Here is a 25,713-nt window from a genome sequence, read left to right as displayed (position 1 = left end):
CATGTTGGCACCGAAGCGTCTACTGACCGCACTCGCCCTGACCCTGATCGGCACCACCGCTGCCCAGGCCGCCGACGAGGTGGTGGTTTACTCCTCGCGTATCGACGAGCTGATCAAGCCGGTCTTCGATGCCTACACCGCGAAAACCGGTGTGCAGGTGAAATTCATCACCGACAAGGAAGCGCCGTTGATGCAGCGGATCAAGGCCGAGGGCGAGAACGCCACCGCCGACCTGCTGCTGACTGTCGATGCCGGCAACCTTTGGCAGGCCGAGCAGATGGGCATCCTGCAACCGTTCACCTCCAAGGTGATCGACGCCAACATTCCGCTGCAATACCGCTCCTCGGCTCACGCCTGGACTGGCCTGAGCCTGCGGGCGCGGACCATCGCCTACTCCACCGAGCGGGTGAAGCCGGGCGAGCTGACCACTTACGAAGGTCTGGCCGATAAAAACTGGGAAGGCCGCCTGTGCCTGCGCACGGCGAAGAAGGTCTACAACCAGTCCCTGACGGCCACCATGATCGAAGTGCATGGCGCTGACAAAACCGAGAAGATCCTCAAGGGTTGGGTCAACAACCTGTCCACCGATGTGTTCTCCGATGACATCGCGGTGCTGGAAGCGATCAATGCCGGCCAATGCGACGTGGGCATCGTCAACACTTACTACTACGGCCGCCTGCACAAGCAGAAACCCGACCTGGCGGTGAAGCTATTCTGGCCGAACCAGGGCGACCGTGGCGTGCACGTCAATCTGTCGGGCATCGGCCTGACCAAGCATGCACCACACCCGGAAGCCGCCAAAGCCCTGGTTGAGTGGATGACGACGCCTGAAGCGCAGAAGATCTTCGCTGACGTGAACCAGGAGTTCCCGGCCAACCCTGAGGTTCAACCGTCTGCGGAAGTGGCGAGTTGGGGCAAGTTTGTGGCTGATACGCTGCCGGTGGAAATTGCCGGCAAGCGTCAGGCTGAAGCGATTCGGATGATGGATCGGGCGGGCTGGAACTGACCTCACCGTTATTGTGGCGAGCGGCTACCTGTGGCGAGGGAGCTTGCTCCCGCTGGGGTGCGAAGCGGCCCCGTTGGCGTCGACAGGTCAGAATCGAGATATCTGATAACCTCCTGCGGCTGCTTCGCACCCGAGCGGGAGCAAGCTCCCTCGCCACAAAATGGAGCCGACTTCAAGTTAGAGTCGGCCCTGCATTTTCTAGAGAATCCCCTTGGCCCACCCCGCCCAACGCCGCTGGTACCCCCTGGTCTTCGCCATCGCTGCGCTGGTCCTGCTGCCACTTAGCGTTTTGCTGTTGTCATGGCAAACCATCGATCACCAAATCTGGTCCCACCTCTGGGACACCCAGATGCCGCGCCTGCTGGGCAACACGCTGACGTTGGTGCTCGGCGTCGGAATCGGCGTCACACTCCTGGGCGTCAGCCTCGCCTGGCTGACCAGCCTCTGCGAATTCCCCGGTCGGCGATGGCTGGACTGGGCGCTGATGCTGCCATTTGCCATTCCCGCTTACGTGCTGGCCTTCGTCTTCGTCGGCCTGCTGGATTTCGCCGGCCCCGTGCAAACCCTGCTGCGGGAATGGTTCGGCACCGGTCTCAGGTTGCCGAGAGTGCGCTCCACCGGCGGTGTCATCCTGGTACTGGTGCTGGTGTTCTATCCCTACGTTTACCTGCTGGCGCGCACGGCATTCCTCGCTCAGGGCAAAGGCTTGATGGAAGCGGCGCGGGTGCTGGGTCAATCGCCGTGGCAGGCGTTCTGGCGAGTGGCCTTGCCCATGGCGCGCCCAGCCATTGGTGCCGGCGTGGCGTTGGCGTTGATGGAAACCCTGGCGGACTTCGGTGCGGTGTCGGTGTTCAACTTCGACACCTTCACCACGGCGATCTACAAAACCTGGTACGGATTTTTCAGCCTCTCCACCGCCGCGCAACTGGCCAGCCTGTTACTGCTGGTGGTGATGATCGTGTTGTACGGCGAACGTCGTGCTCGCGGGGCCAATCGCACGAGCAATGAGCGACCCCGGGTCCAGGCGCTGTACCACCTGCGGGGTTTCAAAGCGTTGGCGGCCACGAGCTGGTGTGGCTTAGTGTTCGCCTGTGCCTTTGTCATTCCGATGCTGCAACTGGTGGTGTGGTTCTGGCAGCGTGGTCGCTTCGACCTGGATGAGCGTTACGCCGGTCTGATCGTCCACACCTTGTACCTGGGCGGCATGGCCGCGCTGATTACCGTAAGCGTTGCCCTGATACTGGCATTTGCCCGGCGACTGGCGCCGACCCGGGCGATCCGCTCCGGTGTCGGCCTGGCCAATCTCGGCTACGCCCTGCCGGGTTCGGTGCTGGCGGTGTCGATCATGCTGGCGTTCAGTTACCTGGACCGTGAACTGGTGATCCCGTTGTCGGGTTGGCTGGGGGGCGCCGGCAAGCCATTGCTGCTGGGCAGTCTGTCGGCGTTGTTGCTGGCCTACCTGGTGCGTTTCATTGCAGTGGCTTACGGGCCGCTGGAAAGCAGCCTGGCGCGAATACGGCCATCTTTGCCCGAAGCGGCACGTAGCCTTGGCGTCAGTGGGCCACGACTGTTTTTCAAAGTGTATCTGCCGTTATTGCTGCCCGGCACGTTGAGCGCCGCGTTGCTGGTGTTCGTCGATGTGCTCAAGGAAATGCCCGCGACCCTGCTGATGCGCCCGTTTGGCTGGGACACGCTGGCAGTACGGATCTTTGAAATGACCAGCGAAGGCGAGTGGGCGAGGGCTTCTCTGCCAGCCCTGACCCTGGTTTTGGTCGGGCTGTTACCGGTCATCGGATTGATTCGACGTTCGGCGCATCGAAACGCCTAGGTGTCAGTCCTACACCTTGAGGCTACAATGCGCGGCATTCGGTGCGGTCCGTCCTACGGACCTGGTAGCTGAAATCGGCTGAAAGCCTTCTATTTCAAGGCTTTCACCCCATGCAGCACCGACCCGCACCTTCGCCACGCCCGGAAGGAGAAACCCATGGGACAGCGCACGCCTCTGTATGACCTTCATCTCGCCCTCGGCGCGAAGATGGTCGATTTTGGCGGTTGGGATATGCCTCTGCATTACGGCTCGCAGGTCGAGGAACACCATCAGGTGCGCCGCGATTGCGGAGTTTTCGATGTATCCCACATGACCGTGATCGATGTCGGCGGCCCCCAGGCCAAGGCCTGGCTCCAGCATTTGCTGGCCAATGACGTCGAGCGCCTGCACAGCGCCGGCCGTGCCTTGTACAGCACGATGCTGAACGAGCGCGGCGGCATCGTCGACGACATGATCGTCTACCGTCTCGAGGACGGTTATCGGCTGGTGGTCAACGCCTCCACCCGCAATCAGGACCTCGCCTGGATGCAGGCCCATCTCGACGGTTTCGATGTGCAGCTCAACGAGCGCTCCGAACTGGCGATGCTCGCGATTCAGGGTCCACACGCCCGACACAAGATTTCCGAACTGGTGACCCAGTCCCGCGGCAACCTGATCCAGATGCTCAAGCCTTTTGAAGGCCAGCCTGACGGCGACTGGTTTATCGCGCGCACCGGTTATACCGGTGAGGATGGCCTGGAAATCGTTCTGCCGGCCAATCAGGCGCCAGGGTTTTTCAACGACCTGGTGGGCGCGGGCATTTCTCCTATTGGTCTGGGCGCCCGCGATACCTTGCGTGTCGAAGCCGGCATGAACCTGTACGGCCAGGACATTCATCAAGACGTTTCACCGCTGGCCTCGAACATGGCCTGGAGCATTGCCTGGGAACCGGCCACTCGCCAGTTCATCGGTCGCAGTGCCCTGGAAGCCGAGCGGGCCGGTGGCGTGCAGCACAAGCTGGTCGGTCTGGTCCTTGAGGAACGCGGGGTTTTGCGCGCTCATCAAGTGGTCCGTATCGCCAATGTTGGCGAAGGAGAGATCACCAGTGGTAGTTTCTCTCCTACGCTTAGCAAGTCGATAGCACTGGCGCGCGTGCCGATGGCAACTGCCGACCGCGCAGAAGTGGAAATCCGTGGCAAGTGGTACCCGGTTCGGGTGGTCAAACCGACCTTCGTCCGCCATGGCAAAACCTTGATCTAACCTTTTTGGCGGGCAACGACCGCTGACAATTCTCTTGAGGACACAGAACATGAGCGATATCCCTGCCGACCTGCGTTTTGCCGAAAGTCACGAATGGGCCCGTCTCGAAGCCGATGGCACCGTCACCGTGGGCATCAGCGATCACGCTCAGGAAGCCTTGGGCGATGTGGTGTTCGTTGAGCTGACCGAAGTCGGAAAAGTATTCGCTGCCGGTGATCAATCCGGTGTCGTTGAGTCGGTTAAAGCCGCATCCGACATTTACTCCCCGGTATCCGGTGAAGTGATCGCGATCAACGAAGAGTTGAGCGCTAACCCGGAACTGCTCAACTCCGAACCGTACAGTGCCTGGATCTTCAAACTGAAGCCTAGCGACAAGGCTGAGCTGGACAAGCTGCTCGATGCCGCCGGCTACAAGGCCGCCATCGGCGAGTAAGCCTTCAGCGTCATCCCAAAGCCCCGACTAGTCGGGGCTTTTTTTCGCCTGACGGATTTTCCCTTGTGGGAGCGAGCCTGCTCGCGATGGCGGTGGATCAGTCGACATCATCAGCGACTGATACACCGCCATCGCGAGCAGGCTCGCTCCCACAGAGGGCAGTGTCCGATTTCCAGAATTCGCCGATGGCAGCGGCTGCTATGCTGGTTTGACCGTGTTGCATCGACGTTGAGCGCCAGTCAAGAGAGAGCCCGTCATGTCCCAGTTGCCGTCCTTGAGCCAGTTACGCGACCCCAATGCCTTTCTTCGCCGCCACCTCGGACCCGATGCCGCCGAGCAACAGGCGATGCTCGACAGTCTCGGCCTCGGCAGCCGGGTCGAGCTCATCGAGCAGACGGTGCCGCCGGGAATTCGCCTGAACCGGGCGCTCGATTTGCCGCCTGCACTTGACGAAGAAGCGGCGCTGGCCAAGCTGCGCGGGTACGCCGAGCAGAATCAGGTCTGGACCAGTCTGATCGGCATGGGTTACCACGGCACCCTCACGCCGGCCGTCATTTTGCGCAACGTGCTGGAAAATCCCGGTTGGTACACCGCCTACACCCCTTATCAGCCGGAGATCGCCCAGGGCCGGCTCGAAGCGCTGCTGAATTTCCAGCAATTGACCATCGACCTCACGGGCCTTGAACTGGCCAACGCTTCGCTGCTCGATGAAGCCACGGCGGCGGCGGAAGCCATGGCGCTGGCCAAGCGGGTCGCCAAGTCCCGGAGCAATCTGTTCTTCGTCGACGAGAACTGCCATCCGCAAACCATTTCCGTGGTGCAGACCCGGGCCGAAGGGTTCGGTTTCGAGTTGATCGTCGACGCTGTGGATAACTTGAAGCAGCACGAGGTGTTCGGCGCGTTGCTGCAATATCCCGACACCCACGGCGAGATCCGCGACCTGCGTCCGTTGATCGATCATCTGCATGCCCAGCAGGCGCTGGCCTGTGTTGCGACGGATCTGCTGAGCTTGCTGTTGCTGACCCCGCCTGGGGAATTGGGCGCTGACGTGGTGTTCGGCTCGTCCCAGCGCTTCGGTGTGCCGATGGGTTACGGCGGGCCGCACGCGGCGTTTTTTGCCAGCCGCGATGAGTACAAGCGCGCGATTCCCGGGCGGATCATCGGCGTGTCGAAAGATGCTCGCGGCAATGTCGCGCTGCGCATGGCCCTGCAAACCCGTGAGCAACATATCCGCCGGGAGAAGGCCAACTCGAACATCTGCACCGCTCAGGTGCTGCTGGCCAACATCGCCAGTTTCTATGCGGTCTACCACGGTCCGGAAGGGCTCAAACGCATTGCCCAGCGCGTCCACCGGCTGACCAGCATCCTTGCCGCTGGCCTGGAGCGCCATGGCATCACCCGTCTCAACACACACTTTTTCGACACGCTGACGCTGGAGGTCGGTGGCACTCAGACGGCAATCATCGAAAGTGCCCGGGCCGCACAGATCAATTTGCGCATTCTCGGGCGCGGGCAGTTAGGGCTGAGCCTCGACGAAACCTCTGACGAAACCACCGTCGCGAAGTTGTTTGATGTGTTCCTCGGTGCCGATCATGGGCTCAACGTCGACGAACTGGACGCTGAAACCCTTGCTTCCGGCATTCCCGCAGGGCTACTGCGCAGTTCGCCTTATCTGCGCCATCCCGTATTCAGCGCCCATCACAGCGAAACCGAGATGCTGCGTTACCTCAAGCAATTAGAAAACAAAGACCTGGCGCTCAACCAATCGATGATCCCGCTGGGCTCCTGCACCATGAAACTCAATGCCACCAGCGAGATGATCCCCATCACTTGGCCGCAGTTCGCCAACCTGCACCCGTTTGTGCCGAAAGAGCAGGCAGTGGGTTATTCACTGATGATCGAGGAACTGGAACGCTGGCTCTGCGCGATCACCGGTTTCGACGCGATCTGCATGCAACCCAACTCCGGCGCCCAAGGCGAGTACGCCGGGCTGCTGGCGATCCGCAAATATCACGAGAGCCGTCAACAGGGGGCGCGAGACATTTGCCTGATTCCGTCCTCGGCCCACGGCACCAACCCGGCCTCGGCGCAGATGGCCGGGATGCGCGTGGTGATCGTCGAGTGCGACGAGGCCGGCAACGTCGATCTGGATGACCTCAAAGGCAAGGCCGCGGAGGCGGGCGACAAACTCGCCTGCCTGATGGCGACGTATCCGTCGACCCATGGCGTGTATGAGGAAGGCATCAGCGAAATCTGTGAAGTTATCCACAGCCACGGCGGCCAGGTGTACATGGATGGCGCCAACCTCAACGCTCAGGTGGGATTGGCCCGTCCGGCGGACATTGGCGCCGACGTGTCCCACATGAACCTGCACAAGACGTTCTGCATTCCCCATGGCGGCGGTGGGCCGGGCATGGGCCCGATTGGTGTGCGCGCACACTTGGCGCCGTTCGTCGCCAATCACCCGGTGGTGCCGATTGAGGGACCGTTGCCGCAAAATGGCGCAGTCAGCGCCGCGCCTTGGGGCAGTGCGAGCATTTTGCCGATCAGCTGGATGTACATCGCCATGATGGGCCCACAATTGGCGGATGCCAGCGAGGTGGCGATCCTTGCGGCGAATTACCTGGCGCAGCATTTATCCGGAGCATTTCCAGTGCTCTACGCCGGGCGCAACGAGCGGGTGGCGCACGAATGCATTCTGGATTTGCGGCCATTGAAGGCGCTGACCGGGATCAGTGAAGAGGACGTAGCCAAGCGCCTGATGGATTACGGTTTCCATGCGCCGACCATGTCGTTTCCGGTGCCGGGAACGCTGATGGTCGAGCCGACCGAGAGTGAGTCAAAGGCCGAGCTGGACCGGTTTATCGGGGCGATGCTGAGCATTCGTGCGGAAATCACCGAGGTGCAGAACGGCAACTGGCCCGCCGAAGACAATCCGCTGAAGCGGGCACCGCATACCCTGGCTGATATCACCGGGGTTTGGGAGCGGCCTTACAGCATCGAGCAAGCGGTGACCCCGGATGCGCACACCAAGGCGCATAAATATTGGCCGGTGGTGAATCGGGTGGATAACGTCTATGGCGACCGGAACCTGTTCTGCGCCTGCGTGCCGGTGGACGATTACCGCTAAAAACTGCGAAGTACATGCAAGTCCTTTAGGAGCGGGCTTGCCCGCGATGGCGTTCTGTCAGGCGACATTAATGTGAAGCCAATGGCCTCATCGCGGGCAAGCCCGCTCCCACAGGGGTTTGTGTTGGGCAAAAAAATGCCGCTCGTTTGAGCGGCATTTTTGTTTAGCCAAAGCTTATTCCGAAGCGACGGCATTCTTCGCCAGGATCGCATTCGCCAGTTCCATGTCCGTCGCCTGCAGGCCCGGGTTGTCGGCGCGGACTTTCTGCATCGCGGCTTCCAGATAAGGACCGCGGATGCCGCCGTCACTGGCGACGAAGCTGCCGGCGTCGTCCTGCGCGGCAACGATCAGCTTGTGATCCTTGAAGGTCAGGTAGGTCGAACCGGTGGTGGCACCGGAAGAGATGACGTTACGCCAAAAGCTATCGGCCATCGCCGAACCGACTGGAAGGGACAACAAAGCGATGGTAGCGACAGCAAGTTTGAGACGCATGATGGGGGGACTCCACTGGTTAACTACGGGGTTGGATCGCCATTTCCCCAATCCAGTTCCGTGATTGCCGCGCCTACTTTTGTTCGCTCTGCGGCGTCACACGCAATACTTCCTCGATCGTCGTCAACCCGGCCGCCACTTTCTGTGCCCCCGACAGCCGCAAGCTGCGCATGCCTTCCTTGAACGCCTGACGCCGCACCGCCAGCAAATCAGTGTCGGGATTTATCAGCGCCTTAACGCCATCCGTCAATTGCATGATTTCGTAGACCCCGGCGCGGCCGCGATAGCCGGTGTCGCGGCATTCCAGGCAGCCGATGGCGCGCTGGGCATTGGTGGGCAGTGGCGCTTGCCAGGGTTTGGTCAGGGTTTGCCAGTCTTCTTCACCCAACGTCAGCGGTGCCTTGCAATGCGGGCACAAGGTACGGACCAGGCGTTGGGCCATGACGCCGAGCACGGTGGCTTTGATCAGGTAATGCGGCACGCCGAGTTCCAGCAGGCGGCTGATGGCGCTGGGCGCATCGTTGGTGTGCAAGGTCGAGAGCACCAAGTGGCCAGTGAGCGCGGCTTGAATGGCCATTTCCGCAGTTTCGAGGTCACGGATCTCGCCGATCATGATGATGTCCGGGTCCTGCCGCATCAGCGCGCGTACACCGGCGGCGAAGGTCAGGTCGATGTTGTGCTGGACCTGCATCTGGTTGAAGGCCGGCTCGACCATTTCAATCGGGTCTTCAATGGTGCAGAGGTTGACCTCCGGCGTCGCCAGTTTCTTGAGCGTGGTGTACAGCGTGGTGGTTTTGCCCGAACCCGTCGGCCCGGTGACCAGAATGATGCCGTTGGGTTGGCGGGTCATGTCCTGCCAGCGGCGCAAGTCTTCGGCGGAGAAGCCCAACTGATCGAAGTCCTTGAGTAGCACTTCCGGGTCGAAGATCCGCATGACCATTTTTTCGCCGAACGCCGTCGGCAATGTCGACAGCCGCAGCTCGACTTCGCCGCCGTCCGGGGTCTTGGTCTTCACCCGGCCGTCCTGAGGTTTGCGCTTTTCCGCAACGTTCATCCGCCCGAGGCTTTTCAGGCGGCTGACGATGGCCATGGTCACTTGCGGCGGGAATTGGTAGACGTTGTGCAGCACGCCGTCGATGCGAAACCGCACCGTGCCTTGCTCGCGCCGGGGTTCGATGTGGATATCGCTGGCGCGCTGCTGGAAGGCGTACTGGAACAGCCAGTCGACGATGTTGACGATGTGCGCGTCGTTGGCGTCCGGTTCCTGATCGCTGGCGCCGAGGTTGAGCAGTTGTTCGAAGTTGCCCAGGGAGCTGGTTTGCTGATCGGCGTTGGTCGCACCGCTGACCGATTTGGCCAGGCGGAAAAACTCGACGCTGAAGCGCTGGATGTCCACCGGGTTGGCCACTACGCGCTTGATCGGCAGCTTCAACACGTGGGTCAGGTCAGCTTCCCAGCCGTTGACGTAAGGCTGGGCGCTGGCCACGGTCACCGCGTCGCGGTCGATGGACACCGCCAGAATCTTGTGGCGCTGGGCGAAGGCGTAGGACATCAGCGGCGTAATCGCCGCGACGTTGATTTTCAGCGGGTCGATGCGCAAATAGGGCTGGCCGGCCTGTTGCGAAAGCCACAGGGTCAGGCTTTCCAGATCGAGGTGTTTGCCCGGACGGCTGAGGTCGTCCAGGTGCTGGCTGGCGATGAATTCCAGGGGATGCATCTGGCCATTGGCGGCGTGGCGGCGGCGGGCATTGAGCGCGTGTTCGGCCGAGTCCTGGCTGATAAAGCCTTGGGCGACCAGTTCACGCAGCAAATCATTGAGATCCAGCCAGCGGTCCTGAATGGCAAGTTGAACGGACATGCGGGCTCCTCATGAACAACAGTTCGCAAAGGATAGTCGCGGACCCGCCGACCGTTGGGCCACTACCCGACGAAGCCGTGTCGAGGTTTGTCAGCCTGCCGCCTGAACTGGCGCTTCCCGCAGGGAATCAGCCGCTTGCAACTCCACCGAACACACGCTGATCAGGTTACGTAATTTTTCCGCAATCACTTCGGCGCGATGCCAGCTCAGCCCGTCCATGACGATGTCGATCGACATCAAATCGTCCATCCGCTGCGCGCTGACCTGTTGTGGCGTCAGAAGCTGCAAGGCGAACAGGTTGAGCGCCCGGCACATCAGGTCCGGCTCGGCTTCGGCCAGCAGTTGGTAATGAACGCGGCAGTGCACGTTGCTGGCGTTCCAGACATCGGTGCGAATAGGCGAGGTGTTCACAGCTTCCAGGTGCGGCATGGTCGGTCTCCAAATCAATGGAGGAATTTTTACATTCGGTGCCGGGCATTTCTTATCTATGATGGGGCTTATTGCCTTTTTTTCGAATTGTTTGATTCGGCTGGCTATCAATAATGGGTTTATTTATGCAAAGCGAGCTGGATGGCTACGACCGCAAGATTCTCGCGTTGCTGCAAGAAGACGCTTCGCTCTCCAGCGCACAGATTGCCGAGCAGGTGGGACTTTCTCAGTCGCCGTGCTGGCGGCGGATTCAGCGGATGAAGGAGGAGGGGATCATTCGGGGTCAGGTGACACTGCTCGACCGCAAGAAGATCGGGCTTAACACGCAGATCTTTGCCGAGATCAAACTCAACGCGCACGGGCGTTCGAACTTCACTGAGTTTACCGAGGCGATTCGCGGCTTTCCCGAGGTGCTGGAGTGTTATGTGCTGATGGGGTCGGTGGATTTCTTGCTGCGGATTGTCACGGCGGACATCGAGGCGTATGAGCGGTTTTTCTTTGAAAAGCTGTCGATGGTGCCGGGGATTCAGGAGGTGAACTCGATTGTGGCGTTGTCCGAAATCAAGTCGACGACGAGTTTGCCGGTGTTGCGCTAGTACGGTGGAGAGCTTTTGTGGCGAGGGAGCTTGCTCCCGCTGGGGCGCGAAGCGTCCCCAAAATCAGGGCTGCTGCGCAGCCCAACGGGAGCAAGCTCCCTCGCCACAGAAGTTAATTTACATACGCAGCAGCATTTTCCAGGCACGATTCTGATAAACCGCAATCGCCTGCTGCTTGCGCGCATCCAGCGATTCATCGGTGATCGGTTCGTTAGCCAGCTGCGCCAGTTGCTTCAGCTCACCGTACAAGCGATCCATCTCCGGGATGTCCAGCACGCCACGGGCATGGTGCAGCCAGGCCTGTATACGTTCGATGCGTGGCAGTTGCTCGGCCAGGTCTTCCGGCTGTTGCTGATAACGCTGCAATTGCAGGGAGGTCGCTTCTTCACCGAGCAAGCGCGGCAACCAGCTACCCAACTGGGCAGCGCCCTGGCGATTGCCACGGACGTTGCGATCAGCTGCCCAGGTGCGGGCCAGCAACCAACGCGAAGTGTTCAGCGAGAACAGGCCCCAGCGCGGGTCCTCCAGTTCTTCGAGGAACTGCTCCGGCGCGGCTTTGCGCACGTCTTCGTCGTCGATACCGGCTTGTACCAGCGGACGCCAGTCTTCGAGCAAGGCATCCAGTGCCACGCGAAGGTCGTGGGTCGACTGGCGCGGTGCGGCCTGGCCCAGGCTGCTCAGCAAAGCGCGCAGCTCAGCCAGGTTCTCTACCCAGTCCAGCAACAGGCGCCAGTGGCCGTTGAAGCGGTACTGCTCGGCCAGACGCTGGCTGCTGCTCAGCAAATGCCAGCTCAGTGCGGCGAATGCATCGTCCAGCGGCATTTCAGCGGTGATTTGCGGTGCCGGCAGGCTCAACGAATAGCTGTTGGCGTCGTACAAGCGATAGCCGCGTTCAGCCTTGCTGATGTCACACGGCATCAGGGCCAGGGTCGCAGCCAGTTCGGCGGCCAGTTCCAGCAGGGCGGCGGGCTCGCCTTCGCGCAGTTCCAGTTCCAGCTCGCAGATTTCTTCTTTCTGCTTGCCGACCACCACGTGGCCCAAGTCCAGCGCGGCTTCGATGACCACTTTGGTCTTGCCGCGGCCCCAGGCGATTTCGGCGCGTTCGCGAACGAAATCGGTGGTGAAGATTGGCTTCAGGTTTTTTTTGTCCAGCTCGGCCAACTCTTCAGGCCAGCATTCGCCGTCGAGTTTCTTAACGTCGAGCTTGGCTTTGGGCAGGTTCCAGTCGTATTCGTTACGCTCGGACAGACCGGCGACGCTCTGGCCACGGGTCTTGAGGGTCTGGATCACTTCTTCGCCGTCCTTGCGCAGGCGCAGGGCAACCTTGGCGCGGGCCAAGTCGCGCTCAGGCGTGTCGAAGTATTGGTTCATCAACTCACGGCGTTCCCAGCCACTTTTGTTGCGTTTTTTCAGGAGCGGGTGCTCGCGCAGGGCGGCGAGGGTTTCGCGGCTGACGCGGAGTTTGATTTCGGTTTCTTTCTGCATGGCCGGAAAATCCAGGATCGGGAGCGCAGCCGGGGGAATGTGTGGCTGCCAAGGTCGTGCAGTGTACAGGACTCACTCGTCCTACGCGCCGCGACGGTTTATTCCTGTCGCCGGATGGTTCTATGATGGACTTCTATTCGCGAGTTGGAGTCAGCGATGCCTTTGCCGTCCATGAAAGATCAATTCGCAGCGCTGATTGCCGCGCCGACGGTCAGCTGTACCCAGCCCAGCCTTGATCAATCCAACCGTCCGGTCATCGACTTGCTGGCGACGTGGCTCGGTGACCTGGGTTTTGCCTGCGACATCCAGCAGGTCAGCCCCGGCAAGTTCAACTTGCTGGCCAGTTTCGGCTCTGGCCCGGGTGGCCTGGTGCTGGCCGGGCATAGCGATACGGTGCCGTTCGATGGCGCACTGTGGCAGACCGATCCGCTGAAACTGACCGAAGTCGATGGCCGCTGGGTGGGCCTGGGCAGTTGCGACATGAAAGGCTTTTTCGCCCTGGCCATCGAGGCGGTGATACCTCTGCTTGATCAACCGTTCAAACAGCCGCTGCTGATCCTCGCCACCTGCGATGAAGAAAGCTCGATGTCCGGCGCTCGTGCCCTGGCCGAAGCGGGCCGTCCGTTGGGGCGTGCGGCAGTGATTGGCGAGCCGACCGGGCTGAAGCCGATCCGCATGCACAAAGGCATCATGATGGAGCGCATCGACATCCTCGGGCAGAGCGGCCATTCCTCGGATCCGCGCCTGGGCCACAGCGCCCTCGAAGCCATGCACGATGCCATCGGCGAGCTTCGCGGTCTGCGCCTGCTGTGGCAGCGTGAATTCCGTAATCCGCAATTCGGCGTGCCGACGCCGACCATGAACTTCGGCTGCATCCATGGCGGCGACAACCCCAACCGCATCTGCGGCCAGTGTTCACTGGAGTTCGACTTGCGGCCGTTGCCGGGCATGGACCCCAAAGTCCTGCGCGCGGAAATTTTGCAGCGGCTCAATCCCATTGCCGAACGCCATCAGGTGAAGATCAATTACGCGCCGCTGTTCCCCGAAGTGCCGCCGTTCGAGCAGGCTGAGGACGCCGAATTGGTCCGGGTCGCCGAAAAGCTGACCGACCATCGCGCCGAAGCAGTGGCGTTCGGCACCGAAGCGCCTTATCTTCAGCGTCTTGGCTGCGAAACATTGGTGCTGGGTCCGGGCGATATCGCCTGTGCGCACCAACCGGGGGAATACCTCGAAATGTCACGTTTGCAGCCTACCGTGCATCTATTACGACAACTGATTGAACATTACTGCCTGACGCCGGCCCAAACGCCAATGCCAGCCAGTTGAACGAGATCCCTGTACGAGCGAGCTTGCTCGCGAAAGCGGTGTGTCAGACACGTCAGTTGCGACTGACACTCTGCCTTCGCGAGCAGGGGCTGTGTCATGGCTGGCAAGCCTTGTAAATTGCCAGTGTCCCAACCCGTATTCATGAGGAGAGCGCGCGTGTCGCCAAGCCTGTTCCGACGATAACCATCAGCCCGCTGTGCGTTTTCAGTTTCGCCCATTTTTTGGCTGCTATTTATTACAGGCCCAGGTTCATGCCCGAATACGTTAATTGGCTTCGTCACGCTTCGCCTTACATCAATGCCCACCGCGATTGCACCTTCGTCGTCATGCTGCCCGGCGACGGCGTTGAGCATCCGAATTTCGGCAACATCGTCCACGACCTGGTGCTGCTGCACAGCCTGGGCGTGCGGTTGGTGCTGGTTCACGGCTCCCGTCCGCAAATCGAAACCCGCCTTGCCGCGCGAGGCCTGACCCCGCATTACCACCACGGGATGCGCATCACTGATGCCGCGACCCTGGAATGTGTGATCGATGCCGTTGGCCAGTTGCGCATCGCCATCGAAGCGCGGTTGTCCATGGACATGGCCTCATCGCCGATGCAGGGCTCGCGCCTGCGGGTAGCCGGCGGCAACCTGGTGACGGCGCGGCCGATCGGCGTGCTGGAAGGCGTCGACTATCACCACACCGGCGAAGTGCGCCGGGTCGACCGCAAGGGCATCAATCGCCTGCTGGACGAGCGCTCCATCGTGTTGCTGTCGCCGTTGGGTTACTCGCCGACGGGTGAGATTTTCAACCTGGCCTGCGAAGACGTCGCCACGCGCGCGGCCATCGACCTGGGGGCGGACAAACTGCTGCTGTTTGGTGCCGACCTCGGCTTGATCGATGAAAACGGTCGGCTGGTTCGTGAGCTGCGTCCGCAACAAGTCCCGGCGCATTTGCAGCGTCTGGGCAGCAACTATCAGGCGGAACTGCTGGATGCGGCGGCTGAAGCGTGTCGGGGCGGTGTCGCCCGCAGCCATATCGTCAGCTACGCCGAAGACGGTGCGCTGCTGACCGAACTGTTCACCCGCGACGGTGGCGGTACGTTGGTGGCCCAGGAGCAATTCGAGATCGTGCGCGAAGCGGCCATCGAAGATGTCGGTGGTTTGCTGGACCTGATCAGCCCGCTGGAAGAGCAGGGGATTCTGGTGCGTCGTTCCCGCGAGGTGCTGGAACGCGAGATCGAGCAGTTCAGCGTGGTTGAGCGCGAAGGCATGATCATCGCTTGTGCGGCGTTGTATCAGATTGCCGATTCGGATGCGGGTGAGTTGGCGTGTCTGGCGGTCAACCCGGAATACCGCCACGGCGGTCGCGGTGATGAGCTGCTGGAGCGCATCGAAACCCGCGCCCGGGCCCAGGGCTTGAAAACCTTGTTCGTGCTGACGACCCGGACCGCTCACTGGTTCCGCGAACGTGGGTTCGTGCCGAGCAGCGTTGAACGCCTGCCGTCGGCGCGTGCGTCGCTGTACAACTATCAGCGTAATTCGAAGATCTTCGAAAAAGCCCTGTAACTGCGGGCTTTTGTGGCGAGGGAGCTTGCTCCCGCTGGAGGCCGAAGGACTCCCAATCCCGGCAACTCGGTCTATCAGACATAACGCGTTTACCGGGTTTGGGGCCGCTCCGCAGCCCGGCGGGAGCAAGCTCCCTCGCCACAGGGTTTGTGTGTTACTCCTGCACGAACTTCGCGCTGACATACGCCGAATAATCCGGCAGCACCGTCTCGACCTTACCTTGCTCCTTCAAGAACTTTGCCGTCTCGCCAATGGCCTTGGCCGTGCCGCCGTCCAGCAGCGCAGTGGTCTGTTGGGCCTTGGCATCCGGGAACGTTGAGCCGGCCAGTAACTCCGGCACATCCACCGCATTGGCACCGGTCAATTTGGCGATTTTCTGCACCGGCACCGAGTCAGCGGTCCAGCTGTCTTTATGCGCGGCATAGTCGGCGAACGAGTCCAGGGTGACCTTGGCGAATTTCGCCACAACGTCCGGATGCTTCTCGGCGTAATCCTTACGCGCCACCCACACTTCAAACGTCGGCGCGCCCCACTGACCCACTTGTGCGGCGTCGGTCAACGTCTTGCCCGTCTTGCGAATGTCCCCCAGCGCCGGCGACCAGACAAACGCGCCATCAATGTCACCACGCTTCCAGGCCGCAGCGATTTCCGCCGGTTGCAGGTTCACCACTTTGACCTTCGAGGCGTCCAGGCCCCAGTGCTTGAGCGCGCCGAGCAGGCTGTAATGGGAGGTGGAAACGAACGGCGTGGCGATCGTCTTGCCGATCAAATCTTCCGGTTTTTCTATGCCGCTGCCGTTACGCACCACCAGTGCTTCGGCGGCGTTGATCTGCGCGGAAACAATGAACGCAACAATCGGCAGATTGCGCGAGGCGGCCGCGGCCAGCGGGCTTGAGCCAAGGTTGCCGATCTGCACGTCGCCGGAGGCAATGGCCGTCACCACTTCCGGGCCGCTGTTGAAGCGACGCCAGTCGATTGTTTCGCCGATGGTCTTTTCGTAAACACCGTCCGCTTGGGGGACTTTGCTGGGGTCGATGCCGGTTTGATAACCGACGGTGAGGTTCGCCGCCTGAGCGCTGAGTGAAAATAATAGCGATACATAAACTGTAACAATTGGTCTGGATAGTGCGCGTTTGGTCGTCATGGCGTCGCCTTTCGGTAGGGGAATGTTTCCGAATTGCTTCAAACGCTAAACGATCTAAAAAATAGCTAACAAATACCATTTAGGAATTAGCTTATGAGCTGGAGGCTCTGTCTTGGGGTCAGTGATGAGTTCTCAGCTGAATTCCTAAACGGTATGAGAAAAGAACTGGCTAGTTCTTTTCAGGTTTGTGACGAGCTCATGACCTGCATGGACCAAAAAACGGAGGGTTAGACCATAGTCGTAGACACACATAGTTACGATTGACTTGTGGGTCTCGCTCTGGCGCTAATCGCGCATCTTAGGATCCCGAGCATCGACTTGGGGCCAGGAACACAAGAATTAGAATCGAGAGGAGCTTCACAATGAACAAGTCCACCTTGGCGTTAGCCGTGGCCGTTGGGGTTTTGGCGCAGCAGGCAGGCGCCGCCGGTTTCATCGAAGACAGCAAGGCATCGGTTAGTTCGCGTACCTATTATTTCGACGCCGATAACCGTGAAAATGCTGCCAACACCACTTCCAGTACTCCTTCAAACAGACAGCGCGAGACCGCTGAAGGTCTGAAGTTCGATTACCTGTCGGGCTTTACCCAAGGTGTCGTCGGTTTCGGTATCGACGCCCAGGCGCTGGTCGGTATCCATCTGGACGGTGGCAAGGGCCATCACCCGGACAGCAACTCCTTCAACCCTAGCGATAGCGATAAATCGGCATCGGATGCATGGAGCCGCCTGTCGGGCAACGTCAAAGCGCGCTTCTCCAAGACCGAGGCCCACTTGGGCGGCGCTCTTCAGCCAAACATGCCGATCCTGATTGCGAACGACAGCCGCGTGCTGCCGCAAACCTTTGAAGGTGGCACCATCTCCTCGAAGGAAATCGACAACGTCACCTTCAACCTGGGTCAACTGGAGCACGCGACAGGTCGCGCCTCCTCGAACTCCACAGGCCTGTCTGTGGCGGGCGCGACTCAGGACAGCAACCAGTTCCGTTACGCCGGTGCTGACTGGAAGGTCACCAAAGACCTGACGCTGCAGTACTACTACGCGAACCTGGAAGACTTCTACAAACAGAACTTCCTCGGCCTGGTGCACGTTTTCCCAATCGCCCCGAACCAGTCGTTCAAGACTGACCTGCGTTATTTCGACAGCAGCTCCGACGGCAAGAACGGCAACGGCAGCGCCGGCTATCAGTTCAACAACAACGGTGGCTACGCCAAGAACAAGGGCGAAGTTGATAACAACACCTGGAACGCCACGTTCACCTATACCCTGGGTGGCAGCGCATTCCTGCTCGGTCATCAGCGTGTCAGCGATGACGGCGGCTTTGTCTTCTTGAACCAAGGTAACGTTGTTGATGGTAACGGGCGTCCTGAAGGCGGCGGCGGCGCCAGCTTCTACTCGTTTACCGACGCCACGGTGGGCAGTTTCATCCGTGCTGGTGAAAACACCACGTACGGCCAGTACTCCTATGACTTCGCCTCGCTGGGCGTGCCCGGCCTGAAAGCTTCGATTGCTTACCTGAGTGGTCAGGACATCAAAGCTACCAACGGCACTGGTAAAGACCTAAGCGAGCATGAGACCGACGCACGTATCGATTACGTGATTCAAACGGGCATGCTGAAAGGGTTTGGTACAACTCTGCGTCACGGTACTTATCGTGGCGACGGCATAAGCCTTGTTGATCAGGATCAGACCCGTCTGATCTTCAACTACACCTACAGCTTCATGTAACAAGTCGTCAGAAAAAGCCTTGCCGGCAGGCGAGGCTTTTTTTTGTCTGTATATATTCCAAAAACCACAGTGTTGAGTATTTTTTATTCCTTTTAGTTTTTTTTGCCAGCACCTAAAGTAGGCCCCGTCCGGTACTCAGCACGGAGCCCGGTGTTAAGCAAAATAATCCCCGTCAGAAGAACAGGTTCAGGAATCGGCTTTTTAGCCGATACCTCGGATCTGTGCTGCGCAGGCATATTCCGTATCGCTATGAAAAAGAATCACACAATTCTTTTTGGCTTTATGTCGATGTATCCTGCGCGGCCAAAACGACCGGGCTAGAGAGTTCGGCAAAAATTGCGCGTCTTAGGATCCAGGGCATTCGACTCAGGACCAGGAACACAAGATTAGAAACGATAGGAGCGAAACAAATGAACAAGTCCACCTTGGCCCTGGCTGTGGCCGTAGGGGTTTTGGCGCAGCAGGCAGGCGCCGCCGGTTTCATCGAAGACAGCAAGGCCACTCTGGGTCTGCGTAACTTCTACATCAATAACGATAACCGTGATTCGGGCACCAAAGCTGCTGGCGCTCAGAACAAGAACGAAGAATGGGGTCAAGGCTTCGACCTGCGCTTTATCTCCGGCTACACCCAAGGCACTGTCGGCTTCGGTATCGATGCTATCGGCCTGCTGGGTGTGCGTCTGGATTCGGGCGGCGGCACTAATGGTGCGAGCCCTGCAACCGCCACGAACTATGGTTCTTATGGCGGTACTGTATTTCCAAGCAAGTCCAACGGCGAAGCAGTTGATAACTTCTCCAGCCTGGGCCTGACTGCTAAAGCCAAGATTTCCCAGACCGAACTGAAATTGGGCACCCTGCAGCCAAAACTGCCGGTGATCGTGACCAACGACGGTCGTCTGCTGCCGCAAACCTTCCAGGGCGGTCAGATCACTTCGAACGAGATCAAGGACCTGACACTGATCGGTGGTCAGATCGAGCACGTCAAGGGCCGTAACTCCAGCAACAATGAAGAGTTGTCGATCGCTGGTGCTAATGGTCGTACTGCTTCCGGCCGTGACAGCAACAAGTTCATCTACGGTGGTGGCGACTACAAGATCACCAAAGATCTGACTGCCCAGTACTACTACGGCAACCTGGAAGACTTCTACAAGCAACACTTCCTGGGTCTGGTTCACAACTGGTCGATCGGTCCAGGTGTGCTGAAGTCTGACTTGCGTTACTTCAACAGCTCTGACGATGGTGCCAACGGCCACGATTCGACTTATTTCAGCTCCGGTAACTATCAGGGCTTCCGCGCTGGCCGGGGCAAAGTTGACAACAACCTTTACAGCGGCCTGTTCCTGTACACCGTTGCTGGTCACACCTTCGGTGGCGGTTACCAGGTCAGCAACGGCAGCAGCGATTTCCCTTGGCTGAACCAGGGTGACGGCTCGTCGGCTTACCTGACTACCGATAGCCAGATCGCCAAGTTCGCCCGCGCCGGCGAACGTACCTGGCAAGCTCGCTACTCGTATGACTTCGCCAAGGTTGGCTTGCCAGGCGCTACTGCTGGCATCGTTTACCTGCGCGGTGACAACATCGACACCATCAGCAGCTCCAGCACCGCAGTGGCCGGTTCCGGCCGTTCCGAGTGGGAACGCGACCTGACCCTGGCCTATGTAGTCCAGAGCGGCCCACTGAAAAACCTGGGCCTCACCTGGAAAAACGCCATGTGGCGCAACGACGTCCCAGGCCAACGCGACCAGGACGAAAACCGTCTGATCGTCAGCTACTCGATCCCGCTGTTGTAATAGCGCTCGCGTAACCGCTGAAAAAAAGCCCCGCCCGGCATCTCGCCGGGCGGGGCTTTTGCGTTTTCAAGGCGGGGTCACCCCCGTAATCCCGCCGTGAAAATTCCCTCTTTGCAGCCACTCAAGGCCTTCTCGAACCTTGTGGGCGATGTTCGTCCTGATGCTCGCGCAGGTCCAGTGAACAGATATTTAATATTCACTTATGATCTAAATAAATCGATATTTATTCTTTTTAATCCATAAGGAACACAGGCACAGTTGAGCTCAACAAGCACTCACCAGGAGCAGCACCATGAGCCTCAGACTGGGCGATATCGCCCCCGACTTCGAACAGGATTCCAGCGCCGGCACCCTCCGTTTCCACGAATGGCTGGGCGATAGCTGGGGCGTGCTGTTTTCCCATCCGGCGGACTTCACGCCGGTGTGCACCACCGAACTGGGCTTCACTGCAAAACTCAAGGATGAGTTTGCCAATCGCGGTGTGAAAGCCATCGCTCTGTCCGTGGACCCGGTGGACTCGCACCACAGGTGGATCGAGGACATCAATGAAACCCAGAACACCCTCGTCAACTTCCCGATCCTGGCCGACGCGGACCGCAAGGTCTCCGACCTCTACGACCTGATCCACCCGAACGCCAATGACACCCTGACCGTGCGCTCGCTGTTCGTGATCGACCCGAACAAAAAGGTAAGGTTGACCGTCACCTACCCGGCGAGTACCGGGCGCAATTTCCACGAGATCCTGCGGGTGATTGACTCGCTGCAACTCACCGACAACTACAAGGTGGCCACCCCGGCCAACTGGCAGGACGGTGATGAAGTGGTGATCGTGCCGTCGCTCAAGGACGAAGACGAAATCAAGAAACGCTTTCCCAAGGGTTATCGCTCGGTGAAACCGTACCTGCGCCTGACGCCGCAGCCCAACAGGTAAGTCATCAGCATTTTTGGCGCGGCTGGTATCGCCATCGCGAGCAGGCTCGCTCCCACAGTTGACCGCATTCCAATGTGGGAGCGAGCCTGCTCGCGATGGCGGACTGACAGACACCGCAGAATCCATAAAGCAGGGGATTTCAGGCCGTTTCGACGGCCTTTTTTTCGCCCGCAGGAAGCGTTTTTCTATATCTCCAAAATGCATAACCAAATGAATAAATATGATTTATGGATATAACAATCACCTGTTAAGGTCATCTCCATCACAGCGAGATCGCAAACCGCGAACCGCCAACACCGTTCAAGGAATCGCCTGAATGCTGGTCGTCTCACTCGGTGGTAGTCCCAGCCAACGCTCCCGTTCCGGGGTGCTGCTGGAGCGCTCCCAACGCTGGTTGCAGGAGCAAGGTGTGGAAGTGGTGAGTTACCAGGTACGGGACTTCCCGGCCGAAGACTTGCTGCATGCACGCTTCGACAGCCCGAAGGTGATCGACCTGCTGCAACAGATTGAAAATGCCGACGGCCTGTTGATCGCCACCCCGGTCTACAAGGCGTCGTTTTCCGGCGCGCTGAAAACCGTGCTGGACCTGCTGCCGGAGCGCGCGTTGGACCACAAAGTGGTTTTGCCCATGGCTACCGGCGGCAGTATCGCCCACATGCTGGCGGTGGATTACGCGCTCAAGCCTGTGCTGTCGGCGTTGAAAGCCCAGGAAATGCTCCACGGGATTTTCGCGGTAGACAGCCAGATCGCTTACGGCGAAGGCAGCGCCCAGGCGCAGTTGGCGCCAGAGCTGGAACAACGACTGAATGAATCGCTGGAATTGTTTTTCAGCGCCATGGCCCGACGGCCGAAGCCGCTCGATCCGAACCTGTTGAATGAACGTTTGTTGAGTGCTCGCTGGAGCATTTAAGTCAGCACTTAAGTCACACCTGAAATTGATGTACTGGCCTTACTCGCCCGCTAACGGGCAAGCAGGTGCAGCCAAAACCCAACTGCAAAAAGGAGAGCGCCATGCGCACTGTCATTTTGCGTCGTGGTCTGGTCGCTCTGTTTGCAGCGGCTGTCACCTTCGGCGCCATTACTCAAGCTCAGGCCGAGACGCTTCGGATCGGTTATCAAAAGTACGGCACCCTAGTGCTGCTCAAAGCCAAAGGCACCCTCGAAAAACGCCTCGCCGCCCAAGGTGTGGACGTGCAATGGACTGAGTTTCCCGGCGGCCCGCAGCTGCTTGAAGGCTTGAATGTCGGCTCCATCGACTTCGGCGTTACCGGCGAAACCCCGCCAGTATTTGCTCAAGCCGCTGGCGCCGATTTGCTCTATGTCGCTTACGAACCGCCAGCGCCACACAGCGAAGCGATCCTGGTGCCGAAGGACTCGCCGATCAAATCGGTGCAGGACCTCAAGGGCAAGAAAGTCGTCCTGAACAAAGGCTCCAACGTCCACTACTTGTTGGTCCGCGCACTGGAAGACGCCGGCCTCAAATACACCGACATCCAGACCGTCTTCCTGCCGCCGGCCGATGCCCGCGCCGCGTTCGAACGTGGCAGCGTCGATGCGTGGGTGATCTGGGACCCGTACCAGGCCGCCGCCGAACAGCAACTGCAAGCGCGCACCCTGCGCGACGGCCAGGGCATCGTCGACAACCATCAGTTCTACCTCGCGACCAAGCCTTACGCGCAGAAAAATCCTGAGGTGATCAAGACCCTGGTGGAAGAAGTGCGCGCCGTCGGTGAATGGTCCAAAGCCAATCCCGAAGACGTGACCAAACAAGTCTCGCCACTGCTCGGCCTGCCCGCGGACATCACCCTGACCTCGGTGAAGCGCCAGGGTTACGGCGCCCTGTTTCTCACGCCTGAAGTGGTCGCCGCCCAACAGAAAATCGCCGACAGCTTCTACCAGCTCAAGCTGATTCCGAAACAGTTGAGCATCAAAGACGTGATCTGGACGCCACCGGCAGTCGTTGCCAAAGCGCAGTAATTCGATTCCCCAAGGAGACCACTCCATGAGCCTCAATATTTTCTGGTTTCTGCCTACCCACGGCGACGGCCATTACCTTGGCACCGCCGAAGGCGCCCGCGCCGTCGACCACGGTTACCTGCAACAAATCGCCCAGGCGGCGGATCGCCTGGGCTTCGGCGGGGTGTTGATTCCCACCGGTCGGTCTTGCGAAGACTCGTGGCTGGTGGCGGCATCGCTGATCCCGGTGACCCAGCGTTTGAAATTCCTTGTCGCGCTGCGCCCCGGGATCATTTCCCCGACGGTGGCCGCGCGTCAGGCAGCGACTCTGGATCGTCTGTCCGGCGGTCGTGCGCTGTTCAACCTGGTCACCGGCGGTGATCCGGAAGAATTGGCCGGCGACGGTTTGTTCCTGACCCACGAAGAACGCTATCAAGCTTCGGTGGAATTCACCCGCATCTGGCGCCGCGTGCTGGAAGGCGAAACCGTTGACTACGACGGTCAGCACATCAGCGTGAAGGGCGCCAAATTGCTCTATCCGTCGATCCAGCAACCGCGTCCGCCGCTGTACTTCGGCGGCTCGTCGGAGGCGGCGCAAGACCTCGCCGCAGAGCAGGTGGAAATGGTCCTGACCTGGGGCGAACCACCGGCCGCCGTTGCCGAGAAAATTGAACAAGTGCGTGCCAAAGCGGCGAAGCTGGGACGCACCGTGCGTTTCGGTATTCGCTTGCACGTAATCGTTCGCGAAACCAATGACGAAGCCTGGCAAGCAGCGGATCGGCTGATCTCCCATCTGGATGATGAAACCATCGCCCGGGCCCAGGCTTCTCTGGCGCGGTTCGATTCGGTCGGTCAGCAACGCATGGCCGCGCTGCATGGCGGCAGCCGCGACAACCTGGAAGTCAGCCCCAACCTGTGGGCCGGCGTCGGCCTGGTGCGTGGTGGTGCCGGTACGGCGTTGGTAGGAGATGGTCCGACCGTGGCCGCCCGCGTGAAGGAATACGCGGACCTGGGCATCGATACCTTCATCTTCTCCGGTTATCCACACCTGGAAGAGTCGTACCGGGTTGCGGAGTTGTTGTTCCCGCACCTCGACATCGAACGTCCGGAGCTGCCCCAGGGCGCCAATTACGTCAGCCCGTTCGGTGAGATGGTCGCCAACGATATTCTTCCCAAAGCCGCGTCCCAGAACTGAGGCGCCCCATGAAGAGAATTATCCACAACCTCGCGCCCTGGGCGTTGCCGGTGTTGCTGCTGGCGGTGTGGCAGTTGTCGGTGTCGGCGGGCTGGTTGTCGACACGGATCCTGCCGGCGCCGATCGCGGTCATCGAGGCCGGCGTGAGCCTGGTGCGCAGTGGCGAAATCTGGACGCATCTGGCGATCAGCGGCTGGCGTGCCGCATTGGGCTTCACCATCGGTGGCAGCATCGGCCTGGCCTTGGGCTTCATCACCGGCCTGTCGAAGTGGGGCGAACGCCTGCTCGACAGTTCGGTGCAGATGATCCGCAACGTGCCGCACCTGGCGCTGATTCCGCTGGTGATCCTGTGGTTCGGCATCGACGAGTCAGCGAAGATTTTTCTGGTGGCGTTGGGCACGTTGTTCCCAATCTACCTCAACACCTATCACGGCATCCGCAACGTCGACCCGGCGTTGGTGGAAATGTCGCGCAGTTATGGCTTGTCCGGTTTCAGCCTGTTCCGCCAAGTGATTTTGCCGGGGGCGCTGCCTTCGATTCTGGTGGGTGTGCGTTTCGCGTTGGGCTTCATGTGGCTGACGCTGATCGTGGCGGAAACCATTTCCGCCAGCTCCGGCATCGGCTACCTGGCCATGAATGCCCGGGAGTTCCTGCAGACCGACGTGGTGGTGCTGGCGATCCTGATGTACGCCGTGCTGGGCAAGCTTGCCGACCTCGCGGCCCGTGGACTTGAACGTGTCTGGTTGCGCTGGCATCCGGCGTATCAGGTTGCCAAAGGAGGTGCCGCATGACCGCTCAACAACCTCCACGCCTGCTGCGCGGAATTCCGCTGGTGGTGCGCAAGCTGCAGAAGACGTTTGGTTCGCGGCAGGTGTTGCGTGAGATCGACCTGCACATACCGGCCGGTCAGTTCGTCGCCGTGGTCGGTCGCAGTGGTTGTGGCAAAAGTACCTTGCTGCGCTTGCTCGCCGGCCTCGACAAACCCACCGGTGGTGAATTGCTCGCCGGCTCCGCGCCGCTGAGCGATGCCCGGGAAGACACCCGGTTGATGTTCCAGGAAGCGCGTTTGCTGCCCTGGAAGAAGGTCATCGACAACGTGGGTCTCGGGCTCAAGGGCAACTGGCGGCCGCAAGCGCTGGAAGCGTTGGAATCGGTTGGCCTGGCAGATCGGGCCAATGAGTGGCCAGCGGCGCTGTCCGGTGGCCAGAAGCAACGTGTGGCCCTGGCGCGCGCGCTGATCCACCAACCGCGATTGCTATTACTGGACGAACCCCTGGGCGCGCTGGACGCCCTGACCCGAATTGAAATGCAGCAGCTGATCGAACGGCTCTGGCAGAAACACGGCTTCACCGTGTTGCTGGTGACCCACGACGTCAGCGAAGCGGTGGCGATAGCCGATCGGGTGATCCTGATCGAAGAGGGCGAAGTCGGCCTAGACCTGCACGTTGAGCTGCCGCGCCCTCGGGTGCGCGGCTCCCATCGGCTGGCGGCGCTGGAAACCGAAGTCCTCAATCGCGTGCTGGCGCTGCCCGGCCAACCGCCGGAACCGGAACCCGTTTCACCCTTGCCTACGCAATTGCGTTGGGCGCAATAACCCGCCT

The 25,713-nt window shown here is 60.0% G+C and carries 21 protein-coding genes; 16 read left to right on the top strand and 5 right to left on the bottom strand.

Annotated elements, in window-relative coordinates; all coding sequences use genetic code 11:
- Position 1 precedes the first annotated feature (1 nt).
- The 5 genes from ACA075_RS29080 to gcvP all read left to right on the top strand — a co-directional run bounded on the left by ACA075_RS29080 (position 2) and on the right by gcvP (position 7,636).
- The gene (locus tag ACA075_RS29080) at positions 2-1,006 is read left to right on the top strand and encodes an extracellular solute-binding protein (protein ID WP_497296558.1); all 1,005 of its coding nucleotides are present in this window, start codon (positions 2-4) and stop codon (positions 1,004-1,006) included.
- 211 nt (positions 1,007-1,217) lie between these two features.
- The gene (locus tag ACA075_RS29075; RefSeq protein ID WP_497296557.1) at positions 1,218-2,834 is read left to right on the top strand and encodes an ABC transporter permease; all 1,617 of its coding nucleotides are present in this window, start codon (positions 1,218-1,220) and stop codon (positions 2,832-2,834) included.
- Between the two features lie 156 nt (positions 2,835-2,990).
- Positions 2,991-4,073 carry a glycine cleavage system aminomethyltransferase GcvT gene (gene gcvT, locus ACA075_RS29070; RefSeq protein WP_497296556.1) on the top strand — a complete coding sequence of 361 codons (1,083 nt, stop codon included), beginning with the start codon at positions 2,991-2,993 and terminating at the stop codon, positions 4,071-4,073.
- A gap of 49 nt (positions 4,074-4,122) precedes the next feature.
- Positions 4,123-4,506: a glycine cleavage system protein GcvH gene (gene gcvH / locus ACA075_RS29065; protein ID WP_497296555.1), complete on the top strand. Its 384-nt coding sequence runs from the start codon at positions 4,123-4,125 to the stop codon at positions 4,504-4,506.
- A gap of 256 nt (positions 4,507-4,762) precedes the next feature.
- On the top strand, positions 4,763-7,636 hold the full coding sequence (gene gcvP / locus ACA075_RS29060) for an aminomethyl-transferring glycine dehydrogenase (protein ID WP_497296554.1): 2,874 nt from the start codon (positions 4,763-4,765) through the stop codon (positions 7,634-7,636).
- Between the two features lie 174 nt (positions 7,637-7,810).
- Here gcvP and ACA075_RS29055 read toward each other — a convergent pair whose 3' ends face one another.
- The 3 genes from ACA075_RS29055 to ACA075_RS29045 form a co-directional block, all read right to left on the bottom strand.
- Positions 7,811-8,131, bottom strand: coding sequence for a DUF2388 domain-containing protein (locus tag ACA075_RS29055; RefSeq protein ID WP_169857239.1), 321 nt, complete (start codon positions 8,129-8,131; stop codon positions 7,811-7,813).
- A 70-nt stretch (positions 8,132-8,201) separates the two neighbouring features.
- Positions 8,202-9,986, bottom strand: a complete 1,785-nt coding sequence (gene tfpB / locus ACA075_RS29050) for a type IV pilus assembly ATPase TfpB (RefSeq protein ID WP_497296552.1) — start codon at positions 9,984-9,986, stop codon at positions 8,202-8,204.
- Positions 9,987-10,076: 90 nt separating this feature from the next.
- Positions 10,077-10,415 carry an ACT-like domain-containing protein gene (locus tag ACA075_RS29045; protein WP_497296551.1) on the bottom strand — a complete coding sequence of 113 codons (339 nt, stop codon included), beginning with the start codon at positions 10,413-10,415 and terminating at the stop codon, positions 10,077-10,079.
- Between the two features lie 125 nt (positions 10,416-10,540).
- On the opposite strand from ACA075_RS29045, the gene ACA075_RS29040 reads away from it, so the two are divergent.
- Complete coding sequence (locus ACA075_RS29040; protein WP_310262187.1) at positions 10,541-11,011, top strand: Lrp/AsnC family transcriptional regulator; 471 nt, start codon at positions 10,541-10,543, stop codon at positions 11,009-11,011.
- Between the two features lie 117 nt (positions 11,012-11,128).
- Here the strand turns inward: ACA075_RS29040 and ACA075_RS29035 are convergent, their stop codons facing one another.
- A complete protein-coding gene (locus ACA075_RS29035) occupies positions 11,129-12,496 on the bottom strand; it encodes a CYTH domain-containing protein (RefSeq protein ID WP_497296549.1) in 1,368 nt (455 codons plus the stop codon).
- A 156-nt stretch (positions 12,497-12,652) separates the two neighbouring features.
- Between ACA075_RS29035 and argE the strand changes: the two genes are divergently transcribed.
- The gene (gene argE, locus ACA075_RS29030) at positions 12,653-13,822 is read left to right on the top strand and encodes an acetylornithine deacetylase (protein WP_497296547.1); all 1,170 of its coding nucleotides are present in this window, start codon (positions 12,653-12,655) and stop codon (positions 13,820-13,822) included.
- A gap of 251 nt (positions 13,823-14,073) precedes the next feature.
- On the top strand, positions 14,074-15,372 hold the full coding sequence (argA, locus tag ACA075_RS29025; RefSeq protein ID WP_109635728.1) for an amino-acid N-acetyltransferase: 1,299 nt from the start codon (positions 14,074-14,076) through the stop codon (positions 15,370-15,372).
- Between the two features lie 154 nt (positions 15,373-15,526).
- On the opposite strand, the gene tauA is transcribed toward argA, so the two are convergent.
- Entirely contained in the window at positions 15,527-16,516 is a 990-nt protein-coding gene (gene tauA / locus ACA075_RS29020; RefSeq protein ID WP_497296546.1) for a taurine ABC transporter substrate-binding protein, read from the bottom strand.
- A 362-nt stretch (positions 16,517-16,878) separates the two neighbouring features.
- Here tauA and ACA075_RS29015 point away from each other — a divergent pair, with 362 nt between their 5' ends.
- The 8 genes from ACA075_RS29015 to ssuB all read left to right on the top strand — a co-directional run bounded on the left by ACA075_RS29015 (position 16,879) and on the right by ssuB (position 25,706).
- Positions 16,879-18,240, top strand: a complete 1,362-nt coding sequence (locus tag ACA075_RS29015; protein WP_497296544.1) for an OprD family outer membrane porin — start codon at positions 16,879-16,881, stop codon at positions 18,238-18,240.
- 410 nt (positions 18,241-18,650) lie between these two features.
- Positions 18,651-20,030: an OprD family porin gene (locus ACA075_RS29010; RefSeq protein WP_497296543.1), complete on the top strand. Its 1,380-nt coding sequence runs from the start codon at positions 18,651-18,653 to the stop codon at positions 20,028-20,030.
- A gap of 292 nt (positions 20,031-20,322) precedes the next feature.
- Positions 20,323-20,961 carry a peroxiredoxin gene (locus ACA075_RS29005; protein WP_497296542.1) on the top strand — a complete coding sequence of 213 codons (639 nt, stop codon included), beginning with the start codon at positions 20,323-20,325 and terminating at the stop codon, positions 20,959-20,961.
- A gap of 316 nt (positions 20,962-21,277) precedes the next feature.
- Positions 21,278-21,871 (top strand): NADPH-dependent FMN reductase, encoded by a 594-nt coding sequence (gene ssuE / locus ACA075_RS29000; protein WP_403107610.1) that lies wholly within the window; start codon positions 21,278-21,280, stop codon positions 21,869-21,871.
- 101 nt (positions 21,872-21,972) lie between these two features.
- On the top strand, positions 21,973-22,938 hold the full coding sequence (locus ACA075_RS28995; protein WP_497296541.1) for a sulfonate ABC transporter substrate-binding protein: 966 nt from the start codon (positions 21,973-21,975) through the stop codon (positions 22,936-22,938).
- A 25-nt stretch (positions 22,939-22,963) separates the two neighbouring features.
- A complete protein-coding gene (ssuD, locus tag ACA075_RS28990) occupies positions 22,964-24,112 on the top strand; it encodes an FMNH2-dependent alkanesulfonate monooxygenase (protein ID WP_497296540.1) in 1,149 nt (382 codons plus the stop codon).
- A gap of 8 nt (positions 24,113-24,120) precedes the next feature.
- Positions 24,121-24,903 carry an aliphatic sulfonate ABC transporter permease SsuC gene (ssuC, locus tag ACA075_RS28985; RefSeq protein ID WP_219095005.1) on the top strand — a complete coding sequence of 261 codons (783 nt, stop codon included), beginning with the start codon at positions 24,121-24,123 and terminating at the stop codon, positions 24,901-24,903.
- Complete coding sequence (gene ssuB / locus ACA075_RS28980; RefSeq protein WP_109635717.1) at positions 24,900-25,706, top strand: aliphatic sulfonates ABC transporter ATP-binding protein; 807 nt, start codon at positions 24,900-24,902, stop codon at positions 25,704-25,706. The genes ssuC and ssuB overlap by 4 nt, the downstream gene beginning before the upstream one ends.
- Positions 25,707-25,713: the final 7 nt, after the last annotated feature.

The sequence above is a fragment of the Pseudomonas sp. LBUM1663 genome, assembly GCF_059695905.1.
The sequence above is the reverse complement of the archived record's forward strand: the minus strand, read 5'-3'. Positions and strand labels throughout refer to the sequence as shown.